The sequence below is a fragment of the Pseudomonas sp. DSP3-2-3 genome (assembly GCF_049898225.1).
In the GTDB taxonomy this organism is placed as follows: Bacteria; Pseudomonadota; Gammaproteobacteria; order Pseudomonadales; family Pseudomonadaceae; genus Aquipseudomonas.
This window is the reverse complement of record NZ_JAFCXH010000018.1, coordinates 115475-129439: the sequence shown is the minus strand read 5'-3', so window position 1 is coordinate 129439 and position 13965 is coordinate 115475. Positions and strand designations below refer to the sequence as shown.

The window sequence follows — 13965 nt, the reverse complement described above, 5'->3', positions numbered from 1 at the left end:
TTGATTCAATTGTTAAAGAGCGGTGGGTTGAGCCTTTCGTCTCAACCGAGGCGCGCATTCTACAGCAGCGCCAGTTACTGTCAAGCGGTTATTTTCTGAAGCTTTCAAAGTTTCCTCTGTAACTTCAACCACTTGCGCTTCGATCAACTTCACGTTGCTCGTGAGCGGGAGGCGAATTCTACAGCGTTACAACCTGCTGTCAACCACCTTTTTTTCACCGCTTCCGATCAACTCATCGAAACCTCTTCCTCGCCAATCAATCCAGCTAACTACTTGATTACCAAGGAGTTTTCCGTTTCATCTGCTCCGGAAGAGGTGCGAATTATAGACAGATTAGAGAGGCCGTCAACCGTTAATTTGAACTTTCCGGGAAAAAGCGTTTCAGCCTCGCTCTATAGCTTCTCTATATAAGAAGAAAATCGCATTGAGCAATATATTGCTCAATGCGGTGTTATTCAGCATCATGTCGTCCATTGCACCACCTGCCCGATGACCGTGGACCCGATCTTCAATGAACAACGACCCTCGCAAGCTTTCCTCCCTCCTGTTTCCGATCGGATTGTTACTGATTGCCATGGCATCCATACAAACAGGTGCCTCCCTGGCCAAGAGCCTCTTTCCTATAGTGGGAGCCCAAGGGACCACAACACTGAGGCTCGTTTTCGCGAGCGTGATTCTCCTGCTCACCCTACGCCCCTGGCGTGCGCGCTTCACTGCCAAATCCTTACGCACGATCTTCATTTACGGTATCGCGCTGGGCGGCATGAACTTCCTCTTCTATATGTCACTACGGAGCGTGCCTCTGGGCATCGCCGTTGCGCTCGAATTCACCGGGCCACTTGCCGTCGCACTGTATTCGTCACGCAAGGCAATCGACTTCGTCTGGATCGCGCTGGCTGCCACAGGCCTGCTACTGCTCATTCCCATGGGCGAAACCAGCGCGAACCTTGACCTGACCGGCGTCGCCTATGCACTGGGCGCTGGAGTTTGCTGGGCAGCCTACATCCTGTTCGGCCAGAAGGCCGGGGAAGACAACGGCATTCAAACCGCAGCGCTAGGCGTATTGATTGCTGCGATATTCATCGCCCCCATCGGAATGGTGCACGCAGGTACCGCGCTGCTCGATATTGCATTGATACCGACCGCCATTGGCGTGGCGATCCTATCGACCGCCCTGCCCTACAGCCTGGAAATGGTCGCGCTCACGCGCATGCCTGCGCGAACGTTCGGTACCCTGGCCAGTATCGAACCGGTGTTTGGCGCGTTATCCGGGATGCTTTTCCTTCATGAAGACCTGACACTGCTGCAGTGGCTGGCTATCGCCGCGATCATCCTTGCTTCAGCCGGGGCGACACTTACTTCGCAACGGGAAACACCACAACTGGTGCCAGCCGATTGACGGATGTTTTGCCTGAAAATGAGATGTTGCTAGCATTTGTAACGTCGTTGAGCCATGTTTAGCGCCAGGCGATGTTCTTTTCTGGATTGCAATCCAGGCAGGGCAGTACGCTGCCTTGTAGCAAGCTACTGAATTCAGGCTGGGCGCCGCTTCTGGTCGATGCTCAGGTAAGGAAGGGAATGAAACACATTTTTATAGTGTTGGCGCTCTTGATAGCTACGGGATGCGCGGCAACATCAAAACCGGTCAAACAGACCAAGCGCGGAATTCACATCAACTGTTCCGGGCTGTCGTCTTCGTGGGAAAAATGCTACGAAATGGCGACGAGCTCCTGTGTTTCGCAGAACTACCGGATCATCGCCAAATCCGGTGATGCGGCAGAGGAGCCCGGCGACTATCCCTTCGGGCTCAATCCGGCCGGTTATACCAGCCGCAGCATGATCATCGTTTGCAAGAAACCGGCAAAACCCTAGCCGCAGGAATGCTGGACCAAATGCGCCTTGGCCCGATGCCAAAGCGCAGGAACTCCCGTCAGATCCCGGCAGTACGAGTATTCAGCCATTCCAGCGCAGCGCCTTGCAGCAAAGGCGTCAAACGTTCCCGAACTTGTGCGTGGTAATCATTGAGCCACGCACGCTCGTCCTCCGCCAACAAGGCGCTGTCCAGGCACCGGGTGTCGATAGGGCACAACGTCAGCGTTTCAAACTTCAGAAACTCACCGAATTCAGTCTTGCCCGCCTCACGGTTGATTACCAGATTTTCAATCCGAACCCCCCAACGGCCCGGCCGATAGGTGCCAGGTTCGATTGAAGTGATCATACCTGCGAGCATCGCGGTTTGCGGGGTAGCCGGCGCCTGATAGGCAATGACTTGCGGGCCCTCGTGAACATTGAGGAAGTAGCCCACTCCATGTCCAGTGCCATGACCGTAATTGACACCGCCCGCCCAGATAGGCGCACGAGCAATGGAGTCCAGTAGCGGCGACAGAATTCCTTGCGGGAAGTATGCCCGGGACAAAGCAATCACACCTTTCAACACCCGGGTGCAGTCCTGTTTTTGCTCGGCGGTTGGCGTACCTACTGGCACCATGCGTGTGATGTCAGTGGTGCCGCCCAGGTACTGGCCGCCGGAATCGATCAACAACAAGCCATCGCCTTCGATCTGCGCAAATTCCTCTTCGGTGGCCCGGTAATGCGGCATGGCGCCATTGGCGTTGAATCCGGCGATGGTGGCAAAGCTGGCAGAGACATAACCCGGACGCCGCTGACGCGCCTGACCAAGTTTCTCGTCGATGGTCAGCTCACTGACCGGTTCGTTGCCCAGGGCCGAATCCAGCCAGGTGAAAAACTCGCATAACGCAGCGCCATCCTGCTCCATTGCCTGACGAATATGCTGGGTGTCTGTTTCGCTTTTCTGCGATTTGAACAGCGTGGTCGGGTTCAAGCCTTCTATGAAAGAGACTTCACTGTCCAGATAATCGAGCAGGCCACACGTCACCCGTGCAGGATCGATCAACAAGCGCGCGTCTTTGGGCACCGCGCGCAACGCTGCGCCGATCTGCGTATATTCCAGCAAGGTGACGCCATCTGATTCCAGGCTTTGGCGGATGCCGGCATCGACTTTGCTGGAGTCAATAAAAAGACTGACACTATTGGGGCCAATCAACGCAAAGGAAATGAACACCGGGTTGTAGGAAACATCAGCGCCACGCAGATTGAACAACCAGGCAATGTCATCCAGCGTTGCCAGAAAATGCCAGTCGGCACCCCGCTCCACCATGATCTTGCGCAGTCGATTGAGTTTTTCGCCACGGGCGACAGATGCCTGTGGTGGTAAATGCTCGTAGATCGGATTGGTTGGCAACGCCGGGCGGTCTTCCCACAGCTCAGTCAGCAGGTCCAGATCGGTACGCAGTCTGGCACCACGGTCATAGAGTTTGCTCGCCAGGGTGCGTGAGGAGGCCACGGCCAGAACTGCGCCATCCACCGCAACAACCGTTTCAGCCTTGGCCTGCTCGGCCAGCCACTCCAATGGCCCCTGCTGGCCCGGAACCAGTTTCACCAACTGGATGCCGCTGCCGACCAGCTCTTTAGTAGCCTGCTCCCAATAGCGGCTATCTGCCCAAAGACCCGCGAAGTCCTGAGTGATGACCAGCGTGCCTACGGATCCATGAAAGCCGGACAGCCATTGCCTACCCTGCCAATAGCCCGGCAGGTATTCGGACAGATGCGGGTCAGCCGAAGGCACCAGATAGGCATCGATTCGCTCGCGGCTCATCAATGCCCGTGTTTGTGCCAAACGTTGCGACACCACACCGCTGGTTGTCGATTGCATAGTCATGGATTCTCCTGCTGTCCCGAAAAGTGATCGCTTGCGGGGCAGATAATGGAGCACCACTCAAGACTGAGCAACCGCCCAGAACGCAGGCTGCACGAGGGAGGCCCTGATCAAACCGGCCGCACGATCAATATCCTGTTCACTGGTGAAGCGACCGAGACTCAGGCGAATGGTCTGACTGGCGGCTTTTGCGTCATACCCCAAGGCAAGCAGAACATGAGACGGCGTGTTCTTGGCCGAGTTACAGGCGGAGGTGGAGGAAAACGCCAGACCGTGACCCAACGCAGCGACATCGAGGTCACTGTTGGCAAAGGTAAGGCTCAAGGTATGGGCAATGCGCTGGGTGCGACTGCCATTGACGTGCAGACCTGGCACATCGGCGAGCAACTCGCGCAACCGCAGGTTCAAACGCTGGATATGGGCAACTTCTTCTTCGAATGACTCTGCCGCCAATGCAAACGCGGCACCCATCCCGGCGATCTGGTGAGTCGCCAGAGTGCCGGAGCGCAGCCCGCATTCATGCCCGCCGCCGTGAATCTGCGCAAGCACACGCTGCTCGGCCCGAGGACCGACATACAGCGCGCCGATGCCTTTGGGGCCGTAGACCTTGTGGGCAGAGAATGACATCAAGTCAACTGCCAGCCCGGACAGATCAATCCCGACCTTGCCTGCCCCTTGCGCTGCATCAACATGAAACAAAGCGCCGTGATCGCGTACCCGTCTGCCGATTTCGGCGATGTCATTGAGCGTGCCCAGTTCGTTATTGACCAGCATTAACGACACCAGAAAGGTATCCGGGCGCAGTGCTGCGGCCACCGCGTCAGCGCTGATCAGACCCTCCGCATCAGGCGCCAGCAGCGTTATGTCGAAACCCTGATCCTGCAGTTGCTGAGCGGTATCCAGGATCGCCTTGTGTTCAATCTGACTGGTGATGATGTGGCCGCGCGCCTGACCATTACGCTGCGCATGAGATTGCGCAACGCCCTTGAGCGCCAGGTTATTTGATTCAGTTGCGCCGGATGTCCAGATAATTTGCGCAGCCTGAGCGCCGACGAGCCGCGCAACCTGTTCCCGAGCGAGTTCGACGGCTGACCGGGCGTTCTGCCCGTAGGTATGAGAGCTGGACGCCGGATTGCCGAAATTGCCGGACATGCCCAGGCACTGGACCATTATCTGAATGACACGCTCATCGACAGGAGTGGTAGCCGCGTAGTCAAAATACAGCGCAATATTTTTCATAAGGTCACTCTAAAATGCGCAGCCCGGAACACAGGCTGTTGCCGCTAGTGGTATCCCTGACTCGTTCGCACTCGGCGAGGTCAAGATCTGAGGCCGTGAGGTAATAATGCACTAAAACCATTAGATCAAAAAATTATTAATTATTATTTATATATTCCATATGGGAATATAAAGGCACATCCCTCGGCACGTTCAGCCAGCAAGCAGCGTGGGCGGCTGGGCGGGATTGTCCCACCCTTCCAGTTTTGGAGCACATTCTGTGCTCGTAAGCTCCCGGTAGATCGTTCCGGTGTACGTATTTTTACAGATATGAGAACTGGAAGTCTAAAGCTGTGACGTATTACCGACGTTTTTAATAAATGCATCGAACGAGTGTTAAAAGAATCTCCAGACACACTCATTTGAACATGAAGTGTCGACGGAGTGTTTGTTTGGCACTCGTTGCCGTACTACGCGACTAACTTCTGGCGTTAATAAAACGACTTATTCCGGGTACAAAGGCGTTAAGCGCCTGACTGTAAATGCGCCTAAAAAACGTCGTCGCACCGTAGCAGTGCACGTGATGTTTTTTTGACTCCCATATAATTCAATAAGTTACGCAATATCTGGAACCGCTTATCAAAAATTTAACAGAAACTTGACGAAATAATTTGACAGAAAGCCCGTCCCCATCGATATATATGCCTGTCGAACATTTCCCAGCCAGTGCAGCGTCGCCCCAGAGCGATACGCCGGAATGTTCGACCGATACACCACTTGTTCTGCCCAAGACGTTAGTTATTACTACGGCGAGTTATTTGCGTCGGTGGACGTCTTTCGCCTGATGAAAACTGAATAAATTGCTGAGTTTGCTCGGCATGGCGGTAGCTTGGCCTGATGCTTTGCTCCACCGGATAACAAGCTCATTCAAGCACTTACAAGCCTGTAGTCGATTTCAACCAGTCCGGATTTGCAGGATTTGGGCGGTAGCGTGGCTGAAAGGGCGCCATTTGAGATGAATAACACAGGCACGCCGATACGGTGAGCCCTTTACTTCGGACCCGCAGGGTGTGAGTCATGCCATTTTCATTGCATATGAATGATCAGCAAATTGAGCAACTGGCAGCAGAAATAAACATCAATGGATTTGCCCGGTTACGCGATGTGATCAGCCAACCTGAGTTGCAACAACTGCGCGGTTTTACTGACGCCCACGCCCAGCTGCATCACGGCGAGTACTTTGCTTACCACGGTGAGAAAGCACTGTCGCAAAGTTTGCTCGGCAGCATCTGGGGCAATCCCGACTTCAAACAGCTGGTGGATGCGCTCTACCGGCAAGCGACTCACCAGGAGTCGGCAAGTGATCGAATTTTCCCGGTGCTGCGCTGCGTGCAAGGCAACCTGGGACAGAAAGAGTCCAACTGCTTTCACTTTGACGCCAGCCTGGTCACCGCCCTGGTGCCGATATTCATTCCCTCCGAAGGCAGTGATCGCGGCGACCTGATGGTGTTTCCCAACTTGCGCAAAGTACGCACTAACGTACTGCTGAACGTGATTGAAAAGGCGCTGGTCCAGAACCGCTTAACACGCAAGTTGATGACGCTGGGCATAGATCGCGGCTGGCTCAAGCCTCAGACAATTCCGCTGGTCCCTGGCGATATCTACCTGTTCTGGGGCTATCGCTCATTACACGCCAACAAGGCGTGCGGCGCCGGCGTCAAACGGGCGACCGCGATCTTTCATTTCGGCGATCCCCACGCAGGCAGTCTGGCAACCCGGCTGATTCTGCAATTCAACCAGCGTCGCGCACGTCGGGTCAGCGACAAAACCGGCGCTCAGCCTCCGAAATCGACCCTCGGCCAGTAACCAAGGCCGCAACCAACTTCAGGGCATTTGCAGTTCCCGCGTTCAACGTTAGACATGGAGGCTTCGATGATCAACGTAACCAAAACCTACCTGGGCGATATTGGCAAATTCAAGACCTACATAGAAGGCATTTATGCGCGGGGTTGGTTGACCAATCACGGGCCGCTGGTAACGGAGCTGGAAGATCGCCTCAAGGATTATCTGGGCGTCAAACACATCATTCTCACCAACAACGGCACACTTGCCCTGCAAGTCGCCTATCGCGCTTTGAACCTGAGCGGCAGCGCCGTGACTACGCCCTTCAGTTTCGTCGCGACCAGCAGCTCGTTGCAGTGGGAAGGCATCCGGCCAATCTTCGCCGACATCGACGCCAATACCTGGAACATCTCCCCGGACCACATTGAAAGTCGCATCGAGGCAGACACTTCAGCCATCGTTGGGACACATGTGTTCGGCAATCCATGCGCCGTCGAACGTATCGAGGAAATCGCTCGCAGACGTAACCTGAAAGTCGTCTATGACGGTGCCCATGCCTTCGCCGTGCGGCATGCCGGACAGTCTGTCCTCAACTGGGGTGATGTCAGCACCCTGAGCTTTCACGCCACCAAACTGTTTCACACCGTCGAAGGCGGCGCGATCATCACCAACGATGACGAAATAGCCAAGCGTGCCTACCTGCTGTGCAACTTCGGAATTGCCGACGTCGACAAGATCGACGGTATCGGCATCAACGCCAAGCTCAATGAATTTTCTGCGGCCATGGGCCTGTGTGTGCTCGATGACATCGAGAACATTCTTGAAGAGCGCGCCGAGATTGCCTACCGCTACACCTCCCGACTGGAAAACTACCTGGATCTGCAACAGGCAGAAGCCAACAGCCAGCTCAACCACAGCTATTACCCGGTGGGCCTGCGGGACGAGCAGCAATTGCTGCGTGTGCGCGCCGCCCTCAACAACCGGGATATCAATCCGCGCCGGTACTTCTACCCATCGCTGGATACCCTTGAATACCTGCAGCCGCAGATCCCGCAAACAGAATCCCGAGCCTTGAGCGAGCGTGTCCTGTGCCTGCCGATTTATCCCGGCCTGCAGCGCGCTGATCAAGACAAGGTCATCAACACCATCATCGACGAATGCAGCTTCAGCAACGCCCATTACCAAAGCCCTGCGCTCGCTCAGGTCATCTAGTCGCCATGCAAACCAAACGCTCCGTGATCCGCAACACTGCATTGAACTATGCCGGGCAGGCCTACGTCTTGCTGGTCGGCATCCTGATCATGCCGTTCTACCTTGGCCATCTGGGTGCCGAGGCGTACGGCCTGATCGGGTTCTTCGCGGTCATGCAGGCATGGTTGCAATTGCTTGACGCGGGCCTGTCGCCCAGCCTGGTGCGTGCCGTCGCCCACCAGCAAGGCACACCGGCCAGCGAGCGTAATTCGGGACAGCTGCTGCGCTCGTTCGAGATTATCTTTCTACCGCTGACTCTCTTGTGCTGCGTCACGATTTACCTGAGCAGCCCGTGGATTGCCCTGCAATGGCTCAACGCCAAAGAGTTGCAGCCGCAAACCTTGATTCATTGCATCAGCCTGATGGGGGTGGTGATCGCCCTGCGCCTGTATTCGACACTCTACAAAAGCGGCATCCAGGGCCTGGAGCAACATGGCTGGCTCAACCTCGCCAATATCATCATTGCCACCCTGCGCTACTTCGGCGGCCTGCTGCTGGTCAGCGTCTATTCCCAGGACCCGGCGGATTTCTTCGAATTCCAGGTCGCGGTCGGTCTGATCGAAACCCTGATGTTTGCCGGGCGCGCCTATCAGCAAATGCCGACGCCGCATTGGCTTAGCGGATTCAACTGGCAGCTGGTCAAACCGATCATTCCGTTTGCGGCGAGCATGTCATTCACGGCAGTGCTGTGGATCGTCCTGACACAGATCGACAAAGTGCTGTTGTCCGAGCAGCTGCCTCTGGACCAATACGGCTATTTCTCGCTGGTGGCGCTGATCACCACCGGGATTCTGATGCTGACCAATCCGCTGGTGCAAACCCTGCTGCCGCGCTTGACCGTATTGATGGCAGAAGGTCGCCGCGACGATATGCACCGGCTGTTTCTGGCCTCTAACCGCTTCGTCTGCACGTTTCTGTTTCCGCTGGCTGCGGTGATTGCCTTGCATGCCCAGCCCTTGATCTACGCCTGGACCGGCGATCAGGTCGCGGCGCAATGGAGCCGCTCGATCCTGTGCTGGTACGCATTGGGTAGCGCGATCATGGCGGTCAGCGCCTTCCAGTTCTATCTGCAATACGCCTACGGACAAATGAATCTGCATGTCTGGTACAGCGTCGTTTCAGCACTGATCACTGTTCCGGTGGTGTTCCTGGCGATTCATTACCAAGGCGCCTATGGCGCGGCACTGGCCTGGTTCTTCCTGCGCATCGTGTCATTCGCGGTGTGGCCGATGATCGTCCACAACCGCCTGGCGCCGGGCATTCACGGCACCTGGTTACGCGACATCCTGCGCATCAGCGTGATGACCGGCATCGGTCTGGCAATCAGCGAGCCACTGTTTCGCTTGATCGCGGCTGACGACCGTTTCAGCGTGTTCGCCGGTCTGGCGGTCAGCGGTTTGATCACCCTGATCGTCGTAGCAGCCAGCGACAAACCGCTGGCTTCGAGAATTTTCATTTTGTTCAGCAAACCGAGTACTTGAGCCATGGATGACAAGACATTAGCAACGTCCACTGCCCCGTCCCAGCCACCACTAGTGAGCATCATCTGCCCTGCCTACAACCAGGGCGCATTTATCGCTCAGACACTGGACAGTTTTCTGGCACAACAGACGACGTTCAACTTTGAAATCCTGATCAACGATGATGCCTCCACCGACGGCACTGCACAGATCATTGCCGAATACACCGAGCGTTATCCCGCGATCATCAGGCCGTTTTATCAATCGGTGAATCAATACCAATATGGCAAACCCTGCGTACCGGGTCTGTTTGCCAAGGCTCGGGGCCGCTACATCGCGTACTGCGAAGCCGACGACTACTGGACCGACCCGCGCAAACTGCAAATCCAGGTGGACTTCCTGGAAAGCCATCCGGACTACGTCATCACGTATCACGACGCGATGGCGTTCGACAGCGAAGGCGAGAAAGGCATCCAGTTACAGGGCAAGTTACGCAAAGATGCGACGGCTCTGGAACTGCAGAAGGCTCGCCCGCTTTCGACTCTGACCGTGTGTTTTCGCAATATGTTCAGCACCCTGCCTCAGGAGTTGCTGATGCCGGTCGCTCCGCTCAATGACATGTGCTGGTGGTCGCTGCTCGGTGCTTTCGGCAAAGGCAAGTTTCTCCCCCAGATCAAACCCGCCGCTTACCGCGTGCATCCGGGTGGCATTTTCTCGATGCGTAGCCATAAACGAAAGCTTCATATGAGCCTGCAAACCTGTAGCAGTCTGGCTAACTACTACAACCGGCAGGGCAATCAGGAACTGTACGAATACTTCCTCATGCAAACCATCGGCCTGGCGATTTCCGCACTGGCACCGGTGCATAAGCTGCAGGCGCTGTTGATGGTGGCGCGCAATTTCACCGTCAACCTCGGCAAGCGGCTCATGCCTTCGATAAGCAAAGGCCATGTTCAGTAACGTGCTGGTGATCTGCATCGGCAACATCTGCCGCAGCCCCATGGCTGAAGCGCTGTTGCGCCAGCGTGTGCTGGCGACCGATGTGCAGATTGCCTCGGCGGGCACCCACGCGATGCTCGATTCGCCAATCGACCCGCTCGCCCAGGCGGTTTTGCAGATGCACCAGGTGCCAACACTCAGGCACCGCGCCCGGCAGATGGATCGCGACATGTTGCATCAGGCCGAACTGATCCTGCTGATGGAAAACGCACAGCTCAAAAGCGTTTTGAGGTTGGCACCTGAAGTTCGCGGCAAGACTTTTCTGATTGGCAAATGGCAACAACAAATGGAAATAGCCGACCCCTACCGGCAACCAAAATTAGCCTTTGAACAGACCTACGAGCACCTCTCGCGATGTGTCGACGACTGGCTACCTTATCTTCAGTCAGGAGAAACAAGATAAATGACCGCTATGAACCGTTCTTCCCTGGACTACTACCAGGACTCCCGGATCGATCTGGCAACTATCTTGCGCACGTTATTCGACCATAAGGGCCTGATCATCTCGATCGTCGGCTTGTTCTGCCTGGTCGGGCTGGCCTACGCGATACTTGCCACGCCGATCTATCAGGCCAACGCGATGATTCAGATCGAGCCGAAGAAAATCGGCATCGAAGGCACTCCGGAAGTCTCCAACAAACCGATGTCGGTGTCCCAGGCGACTACCGAAATCGAGCTGATCAAGTCGCGGGCCGTGCTGGGCAAAGTGGTGGATGACCTCAAGCTGAACATCGTGCAGCGTCCCGATCACTTCCCGATGATCGGCGGCTACCTGAGCCGCACTTTCAAGCCAGAGCGTCCGGGCCAATTAGCCGAACCGTGGTTCGGCATGAGTCAATACGCCTGGGGCGGCGAGAAGCTTGATGTCTTCCAGCTGGAAGTTCCCGAAGATCTGCTGGGTGAAAAACTGACCCTCGTCGCAGGCAAGCCAGGCTTCTTCACGCTGTATGACAAGGACCATAACCAGATTCTCAGCGGCGCCGTCAACCAGACCGTCGAAGGCCATGGCGCAAAGATTCAGGTCGCGACGCTCAACGCCCGGCCAGGGACTGAATTCACGGTTTCCAAACTGCGCACCTTGACCGCCGCGCTCAATTATCAGGAGCGCCTGAAAATCACCGAAGCCGGCAAGGACTCGGGGATCATCTACCTGGCGTTGCAGGACCCGGACCCGGAAAAAGCCAACAAGATCGTTGATGAGATCAGCCGTCTGTACGTCCGCCAGAACGTCGAACGCAGTTCCGCCGAGGCCGCCCAGCGCCTGGACTTCCTGCGCTCGCAACTGCCGGCCGTACGCAAACAGCTGGAAGCGTCGGAAGTCGCCTTGAACAACTTCCAGACCAGCGCCAAGTCGGTGGACCTGAGCATCGAAACCAAGGGCGTGCTGGATCAGGTCGTCAAGCTGGATTCGATGCTCTCGGAGCTCAAGATGCGCCGCGTCGAACTGGAGCGGTTGTACACCCGCGAACACCCGAACTATCGCGCCTTGATGAGCCAGATGAGCCAGCTGGAAGCGCAAAAACAGGGCCTGCTGAAAAAGATCGAAACACTGCCTGAAACCCAACAGGAATTGCTGCGCCTGACTCGCGACATGCAGGTCACCAGCCAGACCTACACCTTGATGCTGAACAAAAGCCAGGAGCAGGACATTCTGCGCGCCGGCAGCATCGGCAACGTGCGGATCATCGACAACGCCGACGCCAACGTCGAAGAGCCGGTCAAGCCGATGAAGAAACTCATCGTGCTGATTGCGACGTTGCTGGGCGCCCTGGTCGCAGTCGCCACCGTGTTCGTTCGCCAGGCGTTCTATCGCGGCGTGGACAACCCTGAAGTCATCGAAAACATTGGCATGCCGGTGTACGCATCCTTGCCTTACTCGCGCCAACAGGAACGACTGGAAAAGAACAATCAAAGCCGCACGGACAGCAAGGAATCCAGGCTGCTGAGCGTATCGGCACCCACCGAGCTGGCAGTGGAATCCCTGCGCAGCCTGCGTACCAGCCTGCATTTCGCAATGCTCGAAGCACGCAACAATGTGCTGATGATTTCCAGCCCGTCGCCGGGCGCCGGCAAGTCGTTCGTGTCCAGCAACCTGGCAGTGATCATCGCCCAGACCGGCAAGCGCGTTCTGCTGATCGATGCTGATATGCGCAAAGGTTACCTGCACAAGGTTTTCGGCCTGCAACCCAAGCACGGGCTGTCCGACACACTGGCCGCGCGCCTGAAAAGCACCGAAGTCATCCATCACACCGAAGTGCGCAACCTGGACTTCATTTCCTGCGGTTTCGCGGCGCCTAACCCTTCGGAGCTGTTGATGCATGACAACTTCAACAAGATGCTCACCGAGCTTTCGCCGCTGTATGACCTGGTGCTCGTCGACACGCCGCCGATCCTGGCCGTGACCGACGCTACCCTGGTCGGTCGCCAGGCCGGCACATGCCTGCTGGTCACCCGTTTCGGTCTGACTTCGGTCAAGGAAATCGAAGCCTGCAAGCGCCGACTTGGTCAAAACGGTGTAGTCATCAAGGGCGCCATATTCAATGGCGTGTTACGCAAGGCTTCGACCGCAGATTATGACTGCGCAGCCTACGGATACGACTACAGTCCAGTACGCAAATAACGAGCAAAGATCACCCAACACACTCAAGGAGTTACGCATGGCCAGGACCATAGCAATGATGCAGCCATACCTCTTCCCCTACCTGGGCTATTTTCAATTGATCGCAGCAGCAGATGTCTTCGTCCTGGGAGACGATCTGCAATATATCCGCTCCGGCTGGGTCAATCGAAACCGCATTCTGAACAACGGCGAAGCGAAGCTGATCACCTTCCCGCTGAAAAAGGATCGCTTCGAGCTGCCGATCATGCAGCGCCAGTTCATCGACACCTTCAGCGACGAAGCTGAACGCCTGATCAACGTCATCACCCAGAACTACCGCAAGGCGCCGTACTTCGAACAGGTGATGCCATTGGTGACGCGCCTGATCCGCTTCCCGCAGCAGAATCTCGCGCTGTACGCCGAGCACGTTATCCGCGAGCTGTGCGCGTATCTGCACATCGTGACGCCGATTCTGCGCGGCTCGGACCTGAAGCTGAGCTCGTGCACCGACAAGCAGGACCGGGTGATCAATATCGCCCATACCTTTGCTGCCACGACCTTTCTCAATCCCATCGGCGGTGCCGAGCTGTACGACCGGGACCTGTTCGCCAGGAATGGTCTGCTGGTGCGCTTTTTCAAGATGGATGAAGTGGTCTACCGGCAATTCGGCAAGCCGTTCGTACCCAACCTGTCGATCATCGACGTGCTGATGTTCAACTGCGTCGAACAAGTCCAGGCCATGCTCGCCTGTTTCACCGTCAGCGATGGCAGCGGTGGCAATCAGGAGGATCTGCTGGCCGAGCTCGTCAGCCAGCCGGACGCCACAAAGCCCTCGTTCACGCGCACCGCAGTGGAGTGAA

Annotated in this window: 11 protein-coding genes; 9 read left to right on the top strand and 2 right to left on the bottom strand. The window is 56.3% G+C overall.

Translation table 11 applies throughout. The annotated features are described in order from the left end of the window. Positions 1–511: 511 nt before the first annotated feature. On the top strand, positions 512–1399 hold the full coding sequence (rhtA, locus tag ACP7E4_RS20455) for a threonine/homoserine exporter RhtA (RefSeq protein WP_426117471.1): 888 nt from the start codon (positions 512–514) through the stop codon (positions 1397–1399). Positions 1400–1578: 179 nt separating this feature from the next. After that, on the top strand, positions 1579–1872 hold the full coding sequence (locus ACP7E4_RS20450; protein ID WP_426117469.1) for a hypothetical protein: 294 nt from the start codon (positions 1579–1581) through the stop codon (positions 1870–1872). Positions 1873–1930: 58 nt separating this feature from the next. On the opposite strand, the gene ACP7E4_RS20445 is transcribed toward ACP7E4_RS20450, so the two are convergent. After that, positions 1931–3739, bottom strand: coding sequence for an aminopeptidase P family protein (locus ACP7E4_RS20445; RefSeq protein WP_426117467.1), 1809 nt, complete (start codon positions 3737–3739; stop codon positions 1931–1933). A 57-nt stretch (positions 3740–3796) separates the two neighbouring features. Beyond that, a complete protein-coding gene (locus ACP7E4_RS20440) occupies positions 3797–4975 on the bottom strand; it encodes a cysteine desulfurase family protein (protein WP_426117465.1) in 1179 nt (392 codons plus the stop codon). Positions 4976–6031: 1056 nt separating this feature from the next. Between ACP7E4_RS20440 and ACP7E4_RS20435 the strand changes: the two genes are divergently transcribed. The 7 genes from ACP7E4_RS20435 (at position 6032) to ACP7E4_RS20405 (ending at position 13964) form a co-directional block, all read left to right on the top strand. After that, positions 6032–6820 carry a hypothetical protein gene (locus ACP7E4_RS20435; protein ID WP_426117463.1) on the top strand — a complete coding sequence of 263 codons (789 nt, stop codon included), beginning with the start codon at positions 6032–6034 and terminating at the stop codon, positions 6818–6820. A 66-nt stretch (positions 6821–6886) separates the two neighbouring features. After that, positions 6887–8008, top strand: coding sequence for a DegT/DnrJ/EryC1/StrS family aminotransferase (locus ACP7E4_RS20430; protein ID WP_426117461.1), 1122 nt, complete (start codon positions 6887–6889; stop codon positions 8006–8008). A gap of 5 nt (positions 8009–8013) precedes the next feature. Next, on the top strand, positions 8014–9528 hold the full coding sequence (locus ACP7E4_RS20425; protein WP_426117459.1) for a lipopolysaccharide biosynthesis protein: 1515 nt from the start codon (positions 8014–8016) through the stop codon (positions 9526–9528). A gap of 3 nt (positions 9529–9531) precedes the next feature. Further along, positions 9532–10467: a glycosyltransferase family 2 protein gene (locus tag ACP7E4_RS20420; RefSeq protein ID WP_426117457.1), complete on the top strand. Its 936-nt coding sequence runs from the start codon at positions 9532–9534 to the stop codon at positions 10465–10467. Continuing rightward, complete coding sequence (locus tag ACP7E4_RS20415; protein WP_426117455.1) at positions 10457–10909, top strand: low molecular weight protein-tyrosine-phosphatase; 453 nt, start codon at positions 10457–10459, stop codon at positions 10907–10909. The genes ACP7E4_RS20420 and ACP7E4_RS20415 overlap by 11 nt, the downstream gene beginning before the upstream one ends. After that, positions 10910–13126, top strand: a complete 2217-nt coding sequence (locus ACP7E4_RS20410; protein ID WP_426117453.1) for a polysaccharide biosynthesis tyrosine autokinase — start codon at positions 10910–10912, stop codon at positions 13124–13126. A 37-nt stretch (positions 13127–13163) separates the two neighbouring features. Further along, positions 13164–13964 carry a WbqC family protein gene (locus ACP7E4_RS20405; protein ID WP_426117451.1) on the top strand — a complete coding sequence of 267 codons (801 nt, stop codon included), beginning with the start codon at positions 13164–13166 and terminating at the stop codon, positions 13962–13964. Position 13965: the final 1 nt, after the last annotated feature.